The organism is Pseudomonas sp. BF-B-15, assembly GCF_019946675.1.
Classification (GTDB): domain Bacteria; phylum Pseudomonadota; class Gammaproteobacteria; order Pseudomonadales; family Pseudomonadaceae; genus Aquipseudomonas; species Aquipseudomonas migulae.
Window position 1 is genome coordinate 1 of record NZ_JAGYFZ010000058.1, and the last position, 19,330, is coordinate 19,330.

The following is a 19,330-nucleotide window of genomic DNA, read 5'->3' on the forward strand; positions in this document are numbered from 1 at the left end:
ACCTTGCCCAGTACGCGCAGGCGGCTCACACCGCCATCCGGGAACACGTTCAGGCGGATGTGGGTGATCGGGCCCAGTGCCTTGATCTGCTCGGCGAAGGTGTGTTCGGCGTGCATTTCCAGTTTCTGCGCCGGCAACAGTTCGCGCCAGAACAGCGATTGGGTTTCGATCTGGCTGTCGGTGCCGCCCTTCACAAAGGCGCCCTGGATCGAGCAGGTGTCCGGGTAGTTGCCCTTGAAGTGCAGGGTGTCGACGACGACTTTTTCGATCTCGCCGGCATGACCCAGCGCGACGATGACCCAGTCATTGCCCGGCGTGCGACGACGTGCGGTTTCCCAGCCATCGCCCATGTTGATGCCACGGCCCGGGTTGAGGATGTTGCTCATGCGGCCGAAGTGTTCGTCGGAGCAGGCGAGGGCGCGGCCACCGTTCAGGGCTGCGGCCAGGTCCACTTGCTCGTTGTCACCCACAGCGGACCAGTCGCGGAACGGAATGCCGTAGACACGCAGACGGGCCACGCCGCCATCCGGGTAGATGTTGAAGCGCAGGTGGCTGAAGGCCTGGTCGTTGCTGATTTCGTGGTAGTGGTGGCTGTTGCCTTGCAGCTCGACGGCCGACAGCACTTCAGTCCACTGGGTGTTGTCGTCCGGCTCGCCAGACGCGAGGAAGCAGGCTTCCAGCGAAGCCGACGGCGGGAAGTTGCCGGTGAAGAATGAAGTGTCGATGTCTACGCCTTTGATCGAACCCGGCACGCCCAGGCGGATGACCGCGCTGTCGTAGCCTTCGAAGCGTTTGCGACGCGATTCCCAGCCGTCCATCCACTTGCCGTTGTCATCGAACACGCCCTCCTTCCACACGGCCGGGGTCGGTTGGAACAGACGGTTGGCGTCTGCGAACCAGTCATCGGTGACCGAAATGATTTTGGTGCCCAGGCGGGCGTCGGCCAGGTTGACGAACTTCTCGAAAGGTACGGCGTAAGCTTTCATTCTTCTTGTCTGCCTTTAATAAGTTGGCTTGGGATGCTTGCAGTGCCCTGGGCGATGTTTGCGTCCAATGTCGCTCGGGCAAGGCTCGCTATAGGGTCAGTAATCGGAACAGGGCGATCTTGTTGATCTCCGCCAGCGCGCACTTGAACTCGGTTTCTGCCGGGTTGTGAATGCGCGTTTCGAACGCCGCGAGGATCTGATGCCGGTTGCTGCCTTTTACCGCCATGATGAAGGGAAACTTGAACTTGGCTTTGTAGGCGTCGTTCAGCTCGGTGAAGCGAGAAAACTCTTCGGCCGTGCATTGGTGAATACCGGCGCCAGCCTGTTCATTGGTGCTGGCTTCGGTCAACTGGCCCTGGACGGCGGCTTTGCCGGCCAGGTCCGGGTGAGCGTTGATCAGGGCCAACTGGCTTTCGTGATCAGCGCTCAACAGGATGTCGCTCATGCGCTGGTGCAGGGTTTCGATCTCGTCGATCGAAGCGTCCTGGCCCAGGTCGAAGGCCTTCTCGGCCACCCATGGCGAATGTTCGTAGATGTCGGCGAAAGCGGTGACGAACGCGTCGCGGCTCAGGGTCGAGGGTTTCAGGGTTTGAAAGGTGCTCATTTGGCAGTCCCTTGGTACGGGTGGGTTTCGTGCCAGTGGCGAGCGATGTCGACGCGGCGGCTGAACCACACCTGTTCATGACTTTTAGCGTATTCGATAAAGCGCTTGAGCGAGGCCAGACGCGCCGGACGGCCAATCAGCCGGCAGTGCAGACCGATCGAGAGCATTTTCGGCGCTTCGGCACCTTCGGCGTACAGCACATCGAAAGCGTCTTTCAGGTATTCAAAAAAATCGTCGCCCTTGTTGAAGCCCTGGACCTGGGTGAAGCGCATGTCGTTGGTGTCCAGGGTGTACGGGATCACCAGGTGCGGCTTGCCGGTCGGGTTGTTCGGTTCCCAGTAGGGCAGGTCGTCGTCGTAGGTGTCGCAGTCGTAGAGAAAGCCGCCTTCTTCCATCACTAGCCGACGGGTGTTCGGGCCGGTGCGGCCGGTGTACCAGCCCAGTGGGCGTTCGCCGGTGATTTCGGTGAGGACGCGGATCGCTTCGAGCATGTGCTCGCGTTCCTGCGCTTCGTCCATGTACTGGTAGTCGATCCAGCGATAGCCGTGGCTGCAGATCTCGTGACCGGCATCGACCATCGCGCGGATCACGTCCGGGTGGCGCTGGGCGGCCATGGCCACGGCGAAGATGGTCAGCGGAATGTCGAATTCCTTGAACAGTTTCAGAATCCGCCAGACGCCGGCGCGGCTGCCATACTCGTAAAGGGATTCCATGCTCATGTTGCGCGCGCCTTGCAGCGGCTGCGCCGAGACCATTTCCGAAAGGAAGGCTTCGGACTCTTTATCGCCGTGCAGGATGTTGCGCTCGCCGCCTTCTTCATAATTGAGCACGAAAGACAGGGCGATGCGCGCATTGCCCGGCCAGTGTGGGTGAGGAGGGTTACTGCCGTAACCGATCAGGTCGCGTGGGTAGTCAGCGCTCACTGCAGTCTTCCTTCTTATTCGTTGACAGGTTGTGTGGCGGCCTGGCGATGGGATGACAGGCTGGCGTCACAGCGATGGGCTGATTGTATACAACTTTATATCCACTTTGTAAGCCTGAATTTTCGCATTTTTCATCTGCTGTCATCTTGGAGTGCTACTGCAAGAAACCTGCCCAGTTGGTCAGCTAATGGATAGAAGGTCCGCTGCTCGCATGGTTTGGCGTCAGATTGACTGCGAATCCTTGAATGGCGGTACTGGCTGCAAAAATGTCGTTTTTATTGTGTACAATTTTTATGAAAAGTGTCTTAATCAGTCGCTCGCCGCAGCTTTTCGTGCTCCGAATCGGTGCGGTCTCCTTTTCAACTGACTTCGGGAGGCGCGAGGTCTGACTGCTCCACGCAGGCAGGCGCGCAGAATCAATGGGACGTTTGACTACACACGTTTTGGACGCTGCACACGGTTGCCCGGGCAGCTCGATCAAGGTCGAGTTGTACCGCGTTGAAGGCTCGCAGCTGGAATTGGTCGCCAGCGCAATCACCAACAGCGACGGCCGCGTCGATGCACCGCTGCTGCAGGGCGATGACTACCGCACCGGGGTCTATCAGGTTCAGTTTCATGCGGGCGATTACTACCGCGCCCGTGGCGTTCAGCTGCCGGAGCCTGCGTTCCTGGATGTGGTGGTGCTGCGGTTTGGCATCTCTGCGGAACAGGATCACTACCATGTGCCGCTGCTGATTTCGCCTTATAGCTATTCCACGTACCGCGGCAGCTGATCCCCCAAGCAGCTGTCGCCTCCGAGAAGCGACTGCGCATATAGCTTCTTTGGTCTTTCGCCCGCTCACACTGCGGGCTTTTTTTCGTCCCGAGGAATGTGGTGAATGTGCCGACGCCTTCGCGGGCAAGCCTCGCTCCTACAGGTTGTTTTCCATTCCATGAACGACACAAGAACCTGTAGGAGCGAGCGGGCGGCGATCCGACTTGCCCGCGAAGCTCTTAACGGCTCAACAGCGACGCCGCACCCGCTCCACTAAATAGGCCTGCACTCACGCGGTTAAACCAACTCTGCCCCTTGCCACTGCGCAGATACCGCGCCGCACCATGGGCACCTAACCCGTAAGCCAATTTGCACAGCAGATCCAACACCGTCCACGTAGCAATCATCACCAGCAACTGCGGCAGGAACGGTTGCCCGGCGCTCAAGAACTGCGGCAGGAACGCTGCGAAGAACAGGATGTCTTTCGGATTGCTCGCACCCAGCACAAATGCGCGCCCGAACAGGGCACGGAAACGTGGCACTGGCGCAGCCTGGGGCACTTCAGCGCCGACCGATGGCTGGCGCGATTGCTGCCAGCTCTGCCAGGCGAGGTAGAACAGGTACAGCGCGCCGACGATTTTCAATGCGCTGAACAGCTGTTCCGAAGCCAGCAACAACGCCCCCAATCCCAGCGCGGAAGCGCTGAGCAGGCAGATCGACGCAATCACGCCACCCAGAAATGCCGGGTAAGAACGACGCAAACCGTAATTCAGACTGTTGCTGATCATCAGCAACGACAGTGGCCCCGGGATCAGGATCACCACCAGCGCAGCGCCGCTGAACAGCAGCCAGGTTTCCAGACTCATCACTTTCCTCCATTTGCACAAAAGCCTCACCCGACGGGGTGAGGCTGTTTTCAAGCGAGTACCTGTATTTACAAGAAGATGAACTTGGCGATGAAGATCGCGCAGAGCACCCACAGGCTCACGGAAATTTCCTTGTATTTACCGGTGCCGGCTTTCAACGCCACATAGGTGATGAAGCCCAGCGCAATACCGTCGGCGACCGAGAAGGTCAGCGGCATCATGATCGCGGTGACGATCGCCGGAATGCTGTCGGTCGCTTCGTCCCATTCGATGTGCGCCATGCCACCCATCATCAGCATCGCCACGTAAATCAGCGCGCCGGCTGTTGCATAAGCGGGGATCATGCCAGCCAGCGGTGCGAAAAACATGGCTGCAATAAATAGCACACCTACGGTCACTGCGGTAAGACCAGTCCGACCACCAGCGGCTACACCCGCGGCACTTTCCACGTAGCTTGTTACCGGAGGAACACCCACCACGGCACCGAATACGCTGGAGGCGCTGTCAGCTTTCATGGCGCGAGAGAGGTTTTCGATGCGGCCGTCCGCGTTCACCAGGTTGGCGCGCTGGGCGACGCCCATCAAAGTGCCGGCAGTGTCGAACATGTGCACGAAGAGGAAGGCCAGTACCACGCTGATCATGCTGACGTTGAATACGCCGGCGACGTTCATGGCCATCCAGGTCGGTGCCAGGCTCGGCGGCGCCGACATGATCCCTTCGTAATGCACCAGGCCCAGACCCCAACCGGCCAGCGTTACGGTAATGATGCTGATGAGAATCGCACCGAACACCTTGTGGTAGCTGAGCACGGCGATCATCAGGAAGCAGATCGCGGCGAGCAGCGGGCCGGGTTCACGTAGCGAGCCGAGCTTGATCAGCGTCGCCGGGCTATCGACGACGATGCCGGCGGTTTTCAAGCCGATCAGGCCGAGGAACAGACCTACGCCGGCGCCCATCGCAAAGCGCAGGCTCACCGGAATGCTGTTGAGCAGCCATTCGCGGATCTTGGAGAAGGTCAGGATCATGAACAACACACCGGACACGAACACTGCACCGAGTGCGGTTTCCCAGTTGTAGCCCATGGTGCCGACCACGGTGTAGGTGAAGAAGGCGTTGAGGCCCATGCCCGGCGCGAGGCCGACTGGCCAGTTGGCGTACAGGCCCATCAACAGGCAACCCAGCGCAGCCGCGATGCACGTTGCAACGAATGCCGCGCCGTGATCGATCCCGGCGTCGGCCATGATGTTGGGGTTGACGAAGATGATGTAAGCCATGGTGATGAAGGTTGTCAGACCGGCAATCAACTCGGTCTTCACCGTGGTGCCATGCAAGCTGAGTTTGAAGATGCGTTCCAGCCAGCCATTGCGTAATGGCGGCGAGAGTTCCAGCGACGGGGCTTCGGATTTGCGGCTTTCCACAGCGAGTACTCCTCAAGAGTTTTATTGTTATTTCCAGGGCCGGACCCATGAGGGTGGCAGCGGCCCTTTGAGGCATTCGCGAATTTGTTGACCGCTTGGTCAGGAACTCGCACGCAGTGGATTATGCTTTTGTATACAAATAATGCAAATAATGTTTTTGATTTTGTAGACGAAAAGTTTGGCGATCGGGATATATCGCCAGTAAGGACGCCATCGCGGGCAAGCCTCGCTCCTACAAAAGCGGCGCATATCCTGTAGGAGCGAGGCTTGCCCGCGAAGGCGGTTTCCAGGATTCAGATTTTTTGCTGGTTCTCCCCAAGCGCCAGATTCACCGCCAACCATCCATTCACCGCCGTCTCCCCAGCCTCGGCAAACACCCGCTCCAGCAGTTTCACCTGCTCACGCCGCAACGATTGCTCAAACCGCGCCCCTTCCACGGTCAGTTCCAGCAGCCGTTTACGCTTGTCGGTCTCGGACGCAACGCTGTCCACCAGGTGCATTTCCACCAACTGGCGCAGTGGGATGTTCAGTGCCTGCTTGCTCACGCCGAGCAATGCCAGCAGCTCCTTGACGCTGAGATTCGGGTATCGGGCGATGAAAAACACGATGCGTTGATGCACCCGGCTCAAGCCGCGACGCTCGAGCATTTCGTCGGCCTTGGCGGTGAACGCCTGGTAGCCGAAGAAAAACGCTTCCATGGCCTGTTGCTGGGAGGCGGGATTTTTAAGGTCAAGCATGTTGACGTATCCGTTCGGGTTGTCGTAATTTCGGTCAACCAGTTTGACTCATTTTCCTCAGGCCTCGCTACCGGTGACCCCCCATGGCTTTTTCCGAACGTGTCTCGCGCCTTAAAAGTTCTTTGATTCGTGAAATCCTCGCCGCAGCCCAGCGCCCGCAAGTGATGTCGTTTGCCGGTGGCTTGCCGGCCGAAGTCATGCTGCCGACCGTCGAATGGGCCGACATGCCGCTGTCCATCGGCCAATACGGCATGAGCGAAGGGGAGCCGGCGTTGCGCGAAGCCTTGGCGGCCGAGGCGCGAGCACTGGGCGTGCCCTGTGAGGCGAGTCAGGTATTGGTGGTCAGCGGCTCGCAGCAAACCCTCGATCTGGCGGCCAAGCTCTACATCGACAAAGGCACCGAGATCCTGCTCGAAGCGCCGACGTATTTGGCGGCGTTGCAGATCTTTCAACTGTTTGGCGCCGACTGCATCACCGTGCCGCTGGAGGCCGATGGCCCTAATCTGCTTGAGCTGCGCACGCGTCTGGAAAAACACCAGCCTGCTTTCATCTACCTGATCCCGACTTTCCAGAACCCGTCGGCGGTGCGCTACAGCGAGGCCAAGCGCGATGCGGTCGCCGCGTTGCTGGATGAGTTCGGCGTCACCCTGATCGAAGACGAGCCGTATCGCGAGCTGACGTTTGATGGCGGCAGTGCCAGGCCAATCGTCAGTCGCTTGAAAAAGACCAGCTGGATCTACACCGGCACCGTGTCGAAAACCTTGTTGCCGGGGCTGCGGGTCGGCTATCTGATTGCCAGTCCGGACCTGTTTCCGCATTTGCTGAAGCTCAAGCAGTCCGCCGATCTGCACACCAACCGCGTGGGCCAGTGGCAAGCGCTGCAATGGATCGGCACCGAGAAATTCCAGCAGCACCTGAGTGAGCTGCGGGATTTTTACCGGGTGCGTCGGGATGCGTTTCAGTCGGCGCTGGAAACGCATTTTTCTGATTTGGCAGAGTGGAACGTGCCGCAGGGCGGGCTGTTTTTCTGGTTGACGCTGAAACAACCGCTGGACACGCGCACGTTGCTCAAGCCTGCACTGGCGGCGGATGTGGCGTTCATGCCGGGTGAGCCGTTTTTTCCAGAGCCGGACAATCACCCGGGGCATTTACGGCTGAACTTCAGCCACATCGATCCGGCGCGGCTGGATGAAGGGTTGAAGCGATTGGCGGCGGTGGTGCGACAGGCGCAGGCAGCGGAAGCGGCCTGATCGCAGAGATAAAAAAACCGGCTCATGGGCCGGTTTTTTTTTGGGGCTGGGTTTTGTGGTGTCTGGACGGGCCTCATCGCCAGCAAGCCGGCTCCTACAAATAGGCGGTGTACACAAGATTTGTGAACGCCGCGCCCCCTGTAGGAGCCGGCTTGCTGGCGATGGCGTCCGTCAGGACGCCGCAAAAACTCACGCCGCCGCGAAGCGCTTGTCCAGATAATCAATGATCACCTTGGACTCATACATCCAGGTGGTCTGGCCATTCTCTTCAATGCGCAGGCACGGGACCTTGATCTTGCCGCCTTGCTCCAGCAGAACCTGACGATCCTGCTCGTTGTTCTTCGCATCACGCAACGCCACCGGCACGTTCAGGCGGCGCAGGGTGCGGCGGGTTTTCACGCAGAACGGGCAGGCGTGGAACTGATACAGCGTCAGGTCCTTGGCAGCCGCTTCAACCTGAGCCTGGGCGGCGGCAGGGCGCTGCTTTTTGCCGGGACGGGTGATGAAGTCGATGAAAATGATCAGTTGGCCGAGGCCGACACGAAGCGCTTTAACGAACACGGTACAAGCCTCACGGGGCGAAAGAAGTCGCGCAGCTTACCTGATTTTTCGCAGGCGAAAAAAAACCGGCGATGAATGCCGGTTTTCTTCGTTGCTGCGAATTACTTGATCAGGCTGAGAAACTCGCTGCGGGTCGCCGCGTTTTCGCGGAACTCACCGAGCATCACCGAGGTGATCATCGTCGAATTCTGCTTCTCCACACCGCGCATCATCATGCACATGTGCTTGGCCTCGATCACCACCGCAACGCCCAGGGCGCCGGTGACTTGCTGGACCGCATCGGCGATCTGGCGGCTGAGGTTTTCCTGGATCTGCAGGCGGCGGGCGTACATATCGACGATCCGCGCGACTTTCGACAGGCCCAGCACTTTGCCGCTCGGAATATAGGCGACGTGCGCCTTGCCGATGAACGGCAGCAGGTGGTGTTCGCACAACGAGTAGAGCTCGATGTCTTTCACCAGCACCATTTCGCTGTTGTCGGAGCTGAACAAGGCACCGTTGGTGACTTCTTCCAGTGTCTGTTCATAACCGCGGCAGAGGTACTGCATGGCTTTGGCGGCACGTTTTGGCGTGTCGAGCAGGCCCTCGCGGGAGACGTCCTCGCCCAATTGGCCGAGAATCGCGGTGTAATTCTGTTCCAGTGTCACAGGGGCTGATTCCATAAGGGTTTCAGAGGGGTACTGTTTCTGTCTGTACCAATGTTGTACCAATCGAGCTCGTTTCAAACGGCCCGTTCACTCTGGTCGATGCCGGAGTTGATTCGTCGGGCGTGGTCGATAGCAACATCTGAACGCTACGACCGAGCTGATTGGCAATAAAACGCAGGGTTCATCCCCGACATGGGGCACATGGTAGCGTATGTGTGACGGCAGTTGTATTGCCAGCGGGCGCGAAGCCCAAAATCGGTCGTTGCGGCCGGCAAGTGTTTGTCGGTCGCGCAGGCCTGCCGGATTTTATCCGCATCCCGCTACAGCCTGTCGCCAGGCTGCAGCAGTGATGTTCCCCTGAAACCTGTTTTGCTCATCAGGCCGAGCAGGTCTATCAGGCGTGAGTGATCGACAGATCGCTGATGATGCAGACGGAACCGTCTAGCGGGTCGGTGGTGTCGGAGTAATCGATCTGGTTGTACACGCCACCGTGAAAGGCAAGCGTTTTCGTGTCCCAAGTGTTGTCGAGGCGCATGATCGCGGAAGTGGATTTGACGCCGTTACAGCTGGCCGATACAGAAACGGCGCCGCTCGAGTTGGCGTGAATGTTGATTTTGAAAAGTGCACCGAGCGGTACATTCTCCAACACCGTCGAGTTGACCGGATCGTCCTGGAGGTAGCTTGACCGGAACCCCATGGTGATTTTTCCTTTGTTCCAGAACACCTTCACCGGAGGTCGTTCTGAACCCTTCACATGAATTTGGCCAATCACGACTTTCTGCAGCGAGTTGACTTTGGTCAGTCGCATTTCCTGGCGGTTCCAGTGGTCCGCTGCGCTGGAGAACAGCCAGTAACCTGGCTCCTTCCACTCACAGCGAGTTCGTAGCGTGCTCTTGCTGGACGCTCCAAGCGTCGGCGCCGTCATCTGCAGCGAACCATCTTCAAGCATTGAGATGACGTCGGGGCATTCGAGCAGTGCGCGCCAGCCGATGAGCTCAAGCGCAATCGGGTTGGTGTCGGAGATTGGAAGCGGGGTAGCGATGGTGAAGTTGCTGATGTCTACAGTCATGGTTTTTACCTCAGTCCATTGATGTCGCTTTTTGCTCTGGTGAGCCTTGCGTTTGATGCAGGCCTACATCCCACTGCCCACTCAATGAATGGGCAGAAGTGATAGTTGGCAGCTTCCGATCGATTTCCCGTTGGCTTGAATACGAATATAGGCGTTCCCATATTTTGTGTAAACGGGTATTCCCATATTTTATTCTGCGCCTGTATTTCAGGTGCAAAAAAAGCCCGCGCTTGGCGGGCTCCTCTTGGATGTGCGTCGATTTGCTGTATTGCACGTTATGGCACTGGACGCTCACGAATCACCGCAACTCGGTTCACCGCGAATACATCGCCCACCAAAAGACGTGACCCAGGATCGCAATCTGCTGCTCCTGGACCTCGGCGAAGGTGTAGTCCTCGTCCGGATGCTCGTCACGGTTGAAGCTGCGTAGCCGGATCCCGCTGGGCAGTCGGTAGACTTGTTTCACGCGGAGCTGGCCGTTGTGGTTGATCGCGTACATGTCGCCGTCGACGATGTCGCCCAGCGAATTCTTGCCAATGTTCATGCCGACGGTGGCGCCGTCGCGCAGTACCGGGAACATGCTGTTCCCGCTCACCCGCACGCACCTGGCGTTGTTGAACTGCACGTTATTGTGACGCAGGTCTTTCTTGAAGAAACGCAGCCTGGCGCTGTCGTTTTCTGCGATCACGAAACGACCTGAACCCGCCGCCAGCTCAACTTCACGCAGGAAGGGGACATAAACCTCATCGTCATCCAGGGGGGTGCTGTCGTCCCAAGGCTGGATATCTGACATTGAAATGTCTGGAGGGGGGGAGACCCCTTTAAGCATGTCACCGACACCTTCAGCCAGCCACATCGGTGAAACGCCACACACTGAAGCGATCTGGGCAACAAAGGCTGTCGCTTTCGATTTCCCGCGCTCGAGGTCGGAGATTGAGGTTTGAGTCAGCCCCGCGCGCTCGGCAAGCTCGGTCTGATTGAGCTTGGCGTGTTGGCGGGCTGTTTTGAGTCTTTCTTTAAATTCCATCTGCGAAGTATTACGGGAGCTCCCATATCATTGCAAGTCGGTGTACCTGTACTGATTGGTCAGCCAGTAGCCAGATCGGTGTGGCGGATACGACGCTGCAAGCGTGGCGCAACGACTTTACTCGTCGCGACCTTCCATCATGGTGCGTTTAAGCATCACATAGACCGCTCCGGCACCACCATGTTTCGCCTGGCACGAGGTGAAGCCAAGTACCTGTGAATGCTGGCGCAGCCAGGTGTTGACGTGGCTTTTGATCATCGGCCGCTTGCCGTCCAGGCGCACGGCTTTGCCGTGGGTGACGCGCACGCAGCGGATTTCGAATTTGGTCGCTTCCGCCAGGAACGCCCAGAGCGTTTCCCGGGCCTTTTCCACACTCATGCCGTGCAGGTCGAGGCTGCCTTCGAAGGGGATTTGCCCGATCTTGAGCTTGCGCATCTGGCTTTCCTGCACGCCGTCGCGCGCCCACATCAGCTCGTCTTCCGGGCCGACGTCGATCACGAACTGATCGGACAGACCGTCAACGGTGGTGGCATCGGTGCGCACGGTGGCGGCTTGACGCAGCTTGGCGATCTGCGCGCGGTCAGCCTTGGGTTTGCCGGTTTCGGCGCGATCGTGCTTGATCGGCTTGACGCCTTGGATCGCGCTTTTGAACAGGGAAAAATCGTTGTCTTGCATATCAGCCTCCGCGAAGGGCGGCCAGTTTACCCAAGTCGAGACACGACCGATAACAATTGGGGCCCGGTAAACGTCAGGCCGTCAATTCAGTCGTGTTTTTTCATCAGATGCGGGGACATGTTCAGCTCTTGCGACTGGCGCGCACGGCGACGGCAACGCCGCCACAGCCAAACGCCCAGGTAGAGCAGGAACAGACCGACCGCCAGAATGATTGCCGAGCCCAGCGGGCTGGCATTCAACTCGCCGAGTGCCGGCGGGTGGCCCAGCAGGCTGGCGGCGCCGGCCATCGCCAGCAACACACCGCACGTTGCCAGCAAGGCAGCAAAGGCTGCGCCGAATCGAAAACGCCAGTTGCTTTGGCCTTTGGGCCGCAAGCGGCGTGCGTCAAAACCATCGGATAACTTCATTCCGACCTTCCTCAATGGGTATCGGCCCTTCGACCGGGAGTTGACCGGGATGTTCCTGAGGCTATGACATTTACAGCGAACGAGAGGCTTTTGCGGATGAGCGGCGGCATGAACCGCTCATCAAGCGTCGATCAGATCAGATCGTGGGTCAGGGCGAGGGTGGCGAAGTTGTCCGCCATGATCGCCATTTCGGTCTGTTGAACGTGGTCAGCGCTCAACACGCCACCCTTGTAGGGCAAATCGCGCGTTGCACAGGCGTCTTCAACGAGGGTGCAGCGAAAGCCCAGGTTTTTCGCGGCGCGCACGGTGGTGCTGACGCTGGAGTGACTCATGAAACCGCACACGATCAGGTCCAGGGAGCCGAGATTTTGCAGGCGGTCCAGCAGTTCGGTGCCGTGAAACGCACTCGGCAGCAACTTGCCGATGATGGTTTCGTCGCTCTGTGGTTCGAGGCCCGGGATGAATTCACCGCGCTCGCCTTGCGGATCGAACAGCCCGCCGACGGTGCCGAGGTGGCGCACATGCACGATAGGACGGCCGGCTGCGCGGGCAGCGCTCACCAGCTGCTTGATGTTCGCGACAGCAGCATCCATGCCGACCAGGGCCAGGGGGCCGCTGAGGTATTCTTTCTGGGCATCGATGATGACAAGGGTCGCATGGCTCAGATTGGCGGCGGCATAACCGCGACCGCTGAGTTGAAACATCGTTTTTGGAACGGACATTCTGGGGCTCCTTGGAGTGGGGCTTTTGCGACATTGTCCTCTGGCTGAGCGCTTCTGTGAATCGCTACCATCGTAGGCGCCGTCGTTACTGGCCTGCAGCCTTGTCAATATCCTCGTTTTGTTCAATAGCCAGCGATAAAAATGGATATGTCCTACATCTGAGCCGGTGTTTTTCCTGCGTCGTCGTAACGCGTTTTGGCTGTTAGAATCGCCAGTCGTTTTTTCTGGAGTTTACCCCGTGATCACTTCCCGACTTCGTACCCTGCGTGACCATATCCGTTGGGCCGTCAGCCGCTTCCATGGGGAGGATCTGTTTTTCGGCCATGGGACCGACAACGCCTGGGACGAAGCCCGTCAACTGGTGTTGGGTGCCTTGCACTTGCCATGGGAAATTGCTGACAGCTACCTCGACTGCAATCTGGAAGACGATGAGCTGGTCAAGCTGCAGCGTTTGCTCAAGCGGCGCATCGAAGAACGCATTCCGACCGCTTACCTGTTGGGTGAAGCATGGTTCTGCGGCATGTCGTTCATCGTCGATGAGCGTGTATTGATTCCGCGTTCGCCGATCGGTGAGCTGATTGAAAAGGGGTTCGCACCGTGGCTGGGCGCCGCGCCTGCGCGGATTCTTGACCTGTGCACCGGTTCCGGTTGCATCGGTATCGCCTGCGCCTATGAATTCCAGAACGCCGAAGTCGTGCTGGCGGATCTGTCGTTCGAAGCGCTGGAAGTGGCTAACCAGAACATCGAGCGCCATGGTGTCGATGAGCGGGTCTACACCGTGCAGGGCGATGGTTTCGATGGCTTGCCGGGTCAGCGTTTCGACCTGATCGTGTCGAACCCGCCTTACGTCGATGCGGAAGATTTCGCCGACATGCCGCAGGAGTATCAGCATGAACCCGAGCTGGGCCTGGCCTGTGGCGATGATGGCTTGAACCTGGTACGACGGATGCTCGCCGAAGCGGCGGATCATCTGACCGAGAAGGGTTTGCTGATTGTCGAAGTGGGCAACAGCCAGGTTCACGTTGACGCGTTGTACCCGGAAGTCGACTTTGCCTGGCTCGATTTCGAGCGCGGCGGGCATGGCGTGTTCATGTTGACGGCGCAGCAGTGCCGGGAGCATCAGGCGTTGTTCGCTTCACGCGTCTGATGTGAGGACGCCTTCGCGGGCAAGCCTCGCTCCTACAAGGGTTCACCAATAACCTGTAGGAGCGAGGCTTGCCCGCGAAGGCCGCGCCGCGGTCTCAAGCCTTCAACGGTGCGTGGCAATCCAGATCAACAACCCCGCCTGAAACACCGCAAACGCCACCAGGCACGTAATGGTGAACCGCAGCCCCGCGTCTTCGCGTTTGTACTTGCTGACCTTTTCTTCGTGTTTCTTCAGCTTCACTTCCTGCTCGGCCAGGTTCTGCTCGGCCTGCTGCAGCATCTGCGCCGCTTCGAGAATTTCCACCTGCTGCAACTTCTCGGTGTTCCAGTCGGCCAACAGGTCGCCGACCTGCACCTCTTTGACGCTGCCCTTCAAATGCTGGGCGTCGGCATACACCACCTCAAAACCATGCGCCTTCAGAAAGCGGTCACGGCGCAGGCGCGTGTCTTCGTTCAGCGCGTCCTTGTTGTTCAGGTCGGTGCCGTCGACGGTGTAGCCGGGCCAGCGCTTTTTCGCCCAGGTAATGCCCTGGGCTGCCATGTAGCGACCGATGCCACGGTTCATCGGTTCGATCTGCAAACCGCTTTCCGGTCCGAAATGCACACGTTTTGTGGTGTGGTCGACCCACACGTCGAGGTGGTTCTGTTCCTTGCGCACGCGCTGGCCGGGCAGGGAAATGGTCATGCGCAACAGACTGTGTTTCTTGTCGTTGCGTTCGGCATAACCGAATTCGACAAAGCGCAGTGGCCGCCCGCCGGTGTTGCGGTCGGTCTGCAACGGCGCTAGGCGGAGCATCTTGTGGTGCTCGACGTGGACGTCCGCCCACGGCAGCTCGACCGCTGGCGGTGCGTCTTTTTCAGCGGTGGTGTCGGGTGAAGTCGGGGTATCAGTCATAACGGCGAGATCCTGTCCAAGCTCAGCTTGTCGCCAGTCATAACGCTGGCGACAAAGGCTTATCGGCCGTTTTTTTCAGGACTGGAGGGAAAAAGCGCTTAAAAAAGCGCTCAACTGGAGCGAAGTCCGTCAATAAACCCGAGGATCCGTGTGCCCAGTTCGGCTGCCAGCGGCAATTGCGGATCTTTGTAGGAGGCCAATTGCCGTTTGACGTCGTTGGGCACGATGCGCATGACGTGGTTCATGCCCTCGATCAACGCCAGTTCGGCGTCCGGTTTGGCGGCCTGCAGCAACCTGGCGTCGCCGACACCGACCTGGATGTCGTTGCTGCCCTGAATGATCAGCGCCGGCATTTTCAATTTGGCGAATGCGGCGGCGGGGTCCTGGCGGAACAGTGAGATCAGGTACGGCTGCACGCTCGGGCGGAATATCACCTGAAGTTGCGGCGGTACGTTGTCATCGGTGCGACCGGCCTTGAGGCTGTCGAGCAATTCATTGCTGCGCAGCATCAGCGGAGGAGGCAAGCGATTGCTCAGTTGCTGACGCAGCACCTGATCGATCGGCCGTGCGCTGCCGGACAGGGAAATCACCCCGGCGGCATCGACGCTCGGCGCCGCGAGGCTGGCGATCAACGCGCCTTCGCTGTGGCCCAGCAGAATCAACTGGCCAAAGCGCGGATCGCTTTTGAGCTTGTGGCCCCAGGCCTCGGCGTCGGCCACATAGGCTTCCACCGTCAGATTGCGTTCGTCCGGGGTCGCCGCGAGGCTCGCCGCCACGCCGCGTTTGTCGTAACGCACGCTGGCGATGTTGTGTTTGGCCAATACCCAGGCGAGGCGCTTGAGGCTGTCGTTGCGTCCGCCGTCGGGGTTATTGCCGTCACGGTCTGTAGGACCGGAGCCGGAAATGATCAGGACAACCGGTACGGGTTTGTCGGATTTTGGCAGCAACAACGAGCCGAAAAGCTCCCCGGTGCCGGTATCCAGTGTGATCGGCCGTTGCAGGACGGTGGCCTGTACAAAGCCGGTAAACAAGGTAAGGCTCAAGGCTAAAACTCGCAGCATCATCACGCCATCATGAACAAGATGCCGGTTGGACTCGCAGGCACCCATAAGGTTCGAGGATGAACTAGTTGGGTAGCCTGCGTATACTGGCGCGCATTACGTATTCAGGTTCATTTCACGGAGCGTCCTGCATGTCCGGCAATACCTACGGCAAGCTGTTCACTGTCACCACCGCGGGCGAAAGCCATGGTCCGGCGTTGGTCGCCATTGTCGACGGCTGCCCGCCCGGGCTGGAAATTTCCCTGGAAGATTTGCAGCGCGACCTCGATCGCCGCAAACCCGGCACCAGCCGCCACACCACCCAACGCCAGGAAGCCGACGAAGTCGAAATCCTCTCCGGCATTTTCGAAGGCCGCACCACGGGCTGCTCTATCGGCCTGTTGATCCGCAACACCGACCAGAAGTCCAAGGACTACTCGGCGATCAAGGACCTTTTCCGCCCGGCCCACGCCGACTACACCTATCACCACAAGTACGGCGAACGCGATTACCGTGGTGGCGGCCGCAGCTCGGCGCGGGAAACCGCCATGCGTGTGGCGGCTGGCGCGATTGCCAAGAAATACCTGGCCACCCAGGGCATCGTCATTCGCGGTTACATGAGCCAGCTAGGCCCGATCGAAATCCCGTTCAAGACCTGGGATTCGGTGGAAGAAAACGCGTTTTTCAGCCCTGATCCGGACAAGGTGCCAGAACTGGAAGCCTATATGGACCAGTTGCGCCGCGACCAGGATTCGGTTGGCGCGAAGATCACCGTCGTCGCCGAAGGCGTGATGCCAGGCCTTGGCGAACCGATCTTCGACCGTCTCGACGCCGAACTGGCCCACGCGCTGATGAGCATCAACGCGGTCAAAGGCGTGGAAATCGGCGCCGGTTTCGCCAGTGTTTCCCAGCGTGGCACTGAGCATCGCGATGAAATGACCCCGGAAGGATTCCTCAGCAACAACGCTGGCGGCATCCTCGGCGGCATTTCCTCCGGCCAGCCAATCGTTGCGCATTTGGCGTTGAAGCCGACATCGAGCATCACCACGCCGGGCCGTTCCATCGACATCAATGGCAACCCGGTGGAGGTCATCACCAAGGGCCGTCACGACCCATGCGTCGGCATCCGTGCCACGCCGATTGCCGAAGCGATGATGGCCATCGTGCTGATGGATCACCTGTTGCGTCACCGTGGGCAAAATGCCGATGTGCGCGTGAGCACGCCGGTGCTGGGTCAGCTTTAATGGCTGACCTCTCAGTCGCTGCGGTCTGATGACCGTGGCGGCGCTCCCGTACTGGCGGCTTTCCAGTTTCTATCTGTTCTATTTCGCCTTGCTCGGTTCGACAGCGCCGTTCCTGGCGCTGTACTTCGATCACCTGGGTTTTTCTGCCGCGCGCATCGGCGAGCTGGTGGCGATCCCGATGCTGATGCGTTGCGTCGCGCCGAACATCTGGGGCTGGCTCGGGGACTACACCGGCCAGCGCCTGGCCATCGTGCGCTTTGGCGCGGTCTGCACGCTGCTGACGTTCTCGCTTATTTTTGTCAGTAAAACCTACGTCTGGCTGGCGATGGTCATGGCGTTGCATGCGTTCTTCTGGCACGCGGTGTTGCCGCAGTTCGAAGTCATCACCCTGGCGCATCTGAAAGGGCAGACGTCCCGTTACAGCCAGATTCGCTTGTGGGGGTCCATCGGTTTCATCATCACCGTGGTCGCGCTCGGTCGCTTGTTCGAATGGCTCAGCCTCGACATCTACCCGGTGGCGTTGGTGCTGATCATGGCCGGGATCGTCGTCAGCAGCCTGTGGGTGCCGAACGCGCAACCGGTCCAGAGTGAAAAACTGGCGGCTGACGGGTTTCTCAAGCAGTTGCGCAGCCCCGGTGTGCTGGCGTTTTACGCGTGCGTGGCGCTGATGCAGATGAGCCACGGCCCGTATTACACCTTTCTGACGTTGCACCTTGAGCGATTGGGTTACAGCCGTGGCCTGATCGGCCTGCTCTGGGCAGTTGGCGTGGTGGCCGAAGTGTTGATGTTTCTGGCCATGAGCAAGATCCTTGCGCGCTTCTCCGTGCGCCGGGTGCTGCTGGCGAGTTTTCTGCTGGCGGCGCTGCGCTGGTTGCTGCTGGGGTCGCTCGCTGAATTTTTATCGGTGCTGCTGTTTGCCCAAGTGTTGCACGCGGCGACGTTCGGTAGCTTTCACGCCGCTGCCATCCAGTTCGTGCAACGTAGCTTCGGTGCGCGCCAGCAAGGGCAGGGCCAGGCGTTGTACGCGGCATTGGCCGGCACCGGCGGCGCACTGGGCGCGTTGTACTCCGGCTACAGCTGGAATGCCCTCGGGGCCTCGTTCACCTTTAGTATTGCCAGTCTGGCAGCCTTCGCGGCTGCCGTTATCATTGCCACACGTATGCAAGAGGACCGGCCATGAGCCTGACCCGTGAACACCTCGCCCAGGAAATCATTGACGCCGGGCGTTTTTTGTATGGCCGCGGCTGGTCGCCGGCCACCAGCAGCAACTATTCGACCCGGCTGTCGCCGAGCGAAGCCTTGCTGACCGTGTCCGGCAAGCACAAAGGCCAGTTGGGCATCGACGATGTGCTGGCCACTGATCTGTCGGGCAACAGTCTGGAACCGGGCAAGAAACCGTCCGCCGAAACCTTGTTGCACACCCAGCTCTATAGCTGGCGTGCGGAGATCGGCGCGGTGCTGCACACCCATTCGGTGAACGCCACGGTGCTGTCACGACTGACGCCGGAAGATTTCATCGAGTTCGAAGACTACGAGCTGCAAAAGGCGTTCAGCGGCATCTCGACCCACGAATCCCGGGTGCGTGTACCGATTTTCGACAACGATCAGGACATTGCGCGTCTCGCCGCCAAGGTGCAGCCTTGGCTGGAAGCCCATCCCGATTGCGTCGGCTATCTGATTCGCGGTCACGGCCTCTACACCTGGGGCGCCCGCATGAGTGATGCGTTGCGGCAGATCGAGGCCTTTGAATTTTTGTTCGAGTGCGAGTTGAAGACGCGTTCGATCCTAAACCGTTAAGGAGTTGCCCTGATGAGCAGCCTGTCCGTCTACCATGTCTCAAGCCCTGACATTCCGAACAAGGTGCTGACCCATTTCGAAGACATCGCCTCGACCCTGGCCGAGCAGGGTGTGCGCTTCGACCGCTGGCAAGCGGCGGCGAAAATCCAGCCCGGCGCCAGTCAGGAAGAAGTGATTGCCGCGTACCAGGAGCAAATCGACAAGCTGATGACCGAACGCGGTTACATCACCGTCGATGTGGTGAGCCTGAACAGCGATCATCCGCAAAAAGCCGAATTGCGCGCCAAGTTCCTCGACGAGCACCGCCATGGCGAAGACGAAGTACGATTTTTCGTCGCCGGCCGTGGCTTGTTTACCCTTCATATCGACGATTATGTCTACGCCGTGCTCTGCGAGAAAAACGACCTGATCTCGGTGCCGGCCGGCACGCCGCACTGGTTCGACATGGGCGAGCATCCGCATTTCGTTGCGATCCGGCTGTTCAACAACCCGGAAGGCTGGGTGGCCAATTTCACCGGCGAAGACATCGCCAGCCGCTTCCCGCGTCTTGAGGACTGAGTCG

General features: G+C 59.3%; 22 protein-coding genes. 7 read left to right on the forward strand and 15 right to left on the reverse strand.

What is annotated here, in order from left to right:
- The 3 genes from alc to puuE form a co-directional block, all read right to left on the reverse strand.
- The coding region (gene alc / locus KGA97_RS18605; protein WP_223481261.1) for an allantoicase at nucleotides 1-986 on the reverse strand (986 nt) is incomplete at its 3' end.
- An 88-nt stretch (nucleotides 987-1,074) separates the two neighbouring features.
- Entirely contained in the window at nucleotides 1,075-1,590 is a 516-nt protein-coding gene (gene uraD / locus KGA97_RS18610) for a 2-oxo-4-hydroxy-4-carboxy-5-ureidoimidazoline decarboxylase (RefSeq protein ID WP_008042802.1), read from the reverse strand.
- The gene (gene puuE / locus KGA97_RS18615; protein ID WP_149629406.1) at nucleotides 1,587-2,513 is read right to left on the reverse strand and encodes an allantoinase PuuE; all 927 of its coding nucleotides are present in this window, start codon (nucleotides 2,511-2,513) and stop codon (nucleotides 1,587-1,589) included. The genes uraD and puuE overlap by 4 nt, the downstream gene beginning before the upstream one ends.
- Nucleotides 2,514-2,932: 419 nt before the next feature.
- On the opposite strand from puuE, the gene uraH reads away from it, so the two are divergent.
- Nucleotides 2,933-3,286, forward strand: a complete 354-nt coding sequence (gene uraH / locus KGA97_RS18620) for a hydroxyisourate hydrolase (protein WP_008031462.1) — start codon at nucleotides 2,933-2,935, stop codon at nucleotides 3,284-3,286.
- A 220-nt stretch (nucleotides 3,287-3,506) separates the two neighbouring features.
- Here uraH and KGA97_RS18625 read toward each other — a convergent pair whose 3' ends face one another.
- The 3 genes from KGA97_RS18625 to KGA97_RS18635 form a co-directional block, all read right to left on the reverse strand.
- Nucleotides 3,507-4,133, reverse strand: a complete 627-nt coding sequence (locus tag KGA97_RS18625) for a LysE family translocator (RefSeq protein WP_008031463.1) — start codon at nucleotides 4,131-4,133, stop codon at nucleotides 3,507-3,509.
- Nucleotides 4,134-4,201: 68 nt separating this feature from the next.
- Nucleotides 4,202-5,551 carry an NCS2 family permease gene (locus KGA97_RS18630; protein ID WP_008031464.1) on the reverse strand — a complete coding sequence of 450 codons (1,350 nt, stop codon included), beginning with the start codon at nucleotides 5,549-5,551 and terminating at the stop codon, nucleotides 4,202-4,204.
- A gap of 293 nt (nucleotides 5,552-5,844) precedes the next feature.
- Entirely contained in the window at nucleotides 5,845-6,288 is a 444-nt protein-coding gene (locus tag KGA97_RS18635; protein ID WP_008031465.1) for a MarR family winged helix-turn-helix transcriptional regulator, read from the reverse strand.
- 83 nt (nucleotides 6,289-6,371) lie between these two features.
- Between KGA97_RS18635 and KGA97_RS18640 the strand changes: the two genes are divergently transcribed.
- A complete protein-coding gene (locus tag KGA97_RS18640) occupies nucleotides 6,372-7,538 on the forward strand; it encodes a PLP-dependent aminotransferase family protein (protein ID WP_207286351.1) in 1,167 nt (388 codons plus the stop codon).
- 189 nt (nucleotides 7,539-7,727) lie between these two features.
- Here KGA97_RS18640 and KGA97_RS18645 read toward each other — a convergent pair whose 3' ends face one another.
- From KGA97_RS18645 to KGA97_RS18680, 7 genes are all read right to left on the reverse strand, one after another.
- The gene (locus KGA97_RS18645; protein ID WP_008042800.1) at nucleotides 7,728-8,099 is read right to left on the reverse strand and encodes a glutathione S-transferase N-terminal domain-containing protein; all 372 of its coding nucleotides are present in this window, start codon (nucleotides 8,097-8,099) and stop codon (nucleotides 7,728-7,730) included.
- Between the two features lie 101 nt (nucleotides 8,100-8,200).
- On the reverse strand, nucleotides 8,201-8,746 hold the full coding sequence (gene folE, locus KGA97_RS18650; protein ID WP_032832746.1) for a GTP cyclohydrolase I FolE: 546 nt from the start codon (nucleotides 8,744-8,746) through the stop codon (nucleotides 8,201-8,203).
- A gap of 394 nt (nucleotides 8,747-9,140) precedes the next feature.
- A complete protein-coding gene (locus KGA97_RS18660) occupies nucleotides 9,141-9,815 on the reverse strand; it encodes a polysaccharide lyase family 7 protein (RefSeq protein WP_008042798.1) in 675 nt (224 codons plus the stop codon).
- Between the two features lie 313 nt (nucleotides 9,816-10,128).
- The gene (locus KGA97_RS18665; protein WP_008042796.1) at nucleotides 10,129-10,842 is read right to left on the reverse strand and encodes an XRE family transcriptional regulator; all 714 of its coding nucleotides are present in this window, start codon (nucleotides 10,840-10,842) and stop codon (nucleotides 10,129-10,131) included.
- A gap of 117 nt (nucleotides 10,843-10,959) precedes the next feature.
- Nucleotides 10,960-11,517: a Smr/MutS family protein gene (locus tag KGA97_RS18670; RefSeq protein ID WP_008031481.1), complete on the reverse strand. Its 558-nt coding sequence runs from the start codon at nucleotides 11,515-11,517 to the stop codon at nucleotides 10,960-10,962.
- A gap of 86 nt (nucleotides 11,518-11,603) precedes the next feature.
- Complete coding sequence (locus tag KGA97_RS18675; RefSeq protein WP_008031483.1) at nucleotides 11,604-11,924, reverse strand: hypothetical protein; 321 nt, start codon at nucleotides 11,922-11,924, stop codon at nucleotides 11,604-11,606.
- A 131-nt stretch (nucleotides 11,925-12,055) separates the two neighbouring features.
- Nucleotides 12,056-12,646, reverse strand: a complete 591-nt coding sequence (locus KGA97_RS18680) for a cysteine hydrolase family protein (protein WP_008031485.1) — start codon at nucleotides 12,644-12,646, stop codon at nucleotides 12,056-12,058.
- A gap of 238 nt (nucleotides 12,647-12,884) precedes the next feature.
- Here KGA97_RS18680 and prmB point away from each other — a divergent pair, with 238 nt between their 5' ends.
- A complete protein-coding gene (prmB, locus tag KGA97_RS18685; RefSeq protein WP_192227315.1) occupies nucleotides 12,885-13,793 on the forward strand; it encodes a 50S ribosomal protein L3 N(5)-glutamine methyltransferase in 909 nt (302 codons plus the stop codon).
- A gap of 102 nt (nucleotides 13,794-13,895) precedes the next feature.
- On the opposite strand, the gene KGA97_RS18690 is transcribed toward prmB, so the two are convergent.
- Both KGA97_RS18690 and KGA97_RS18695 read right to left on the reverse strand, forming a co-directional pair.
- Nucleotides 13,896-14,687 carry a hypothetical protein gene (locus KGA97_RS18690; protein ID WP_008042791.1) on the reverse strand — a complete coding sequence of 264 codons (792 nt, stop codon included), beginning with the start codon at nucleotides 14,685-14,687 and terminating at the stop codon, nucleotides 13,896-13,898.
- 110 nt (nucleotides 14,688-14,797) lie between these two features.
- Complete coding sequence (locus KGA97_RS18695) at nucleotides 14,798-15,796, reverse strand: alpha/beta hydrolase (protein WP_008042789.1); 999 nt, start codon at nucleotides 15,794-15,796, stop codon at nucleotides 14,798-14,800.
- A gap of 83 nt (nucleotides 15,797-15,879) precedes the next feature.
- Here KGA97_RS18695 and aroC point away from each other — a divergent pair, with 83 nt between their 5' ends.
- From aroC to KGA97_RS18715, 4 genes are read left to right on the forward strand one after another with little or no spacing between them, the layout of a single operon-like run.
- On the forward strand, nucleotides 15,880-16,971 hold the full coding sequence (gene aroC / locus KGA97_RS18700) for a chorismate synthase (RefSeq protein WP_008031492.1): 1,092 nt from the start codon (nucleotides 15,880-15,882) through the stop codon (nucleotides 16,969-16,971).
- 28 nt (nucleotides 16,972-16,999) lie between these two features.
- Nucleotides 17,000-18,151: an MFS transporter gene (locus KGA97_RS18705; protein WP_223481262.1), complete on the forward strand. Its 1,152-nt coding sequence runs from the start codon at nucleotides 17,000-17,002 to the stop codon at nucleotides 18,149-18,151.
- On the forward strand, nucleotides 18,148-18,768 hold the full coding sequence (locus KGA97_RS18710; RefSeq protein WP_008031496.1) for a methylthioribulose 1-phosphate dehydratase: 621 nt from the start codon (nucleotides 18,148-18,150) through the stop codon (nucleotides 18,766-18,768). Before KGA97_RS18705 ends, KGA97_RS18710 begins: the two co-directional genes overlap by 4 nt.
- Nucleotides 18,769-18,780: 12 nt before the next feature.
- The gene (locus KGA97_RS18715) at nucleotides 18,781-19,326 is read left to right on the forward strand and encodes a 1,2-dihydroxy-3-keto-5-methylthiopentene dioxygenase (protein ID WP_008031498.1); all 546 of its coding nucleotides are present in this window, start codon (nucleotides 18,781-18,783) and stop codon (nucleotides 19,324-19,326) included.
- The last annotated feature ends 4 nt before the right edge of the window (nucleotides 19,327-19,330 follow it).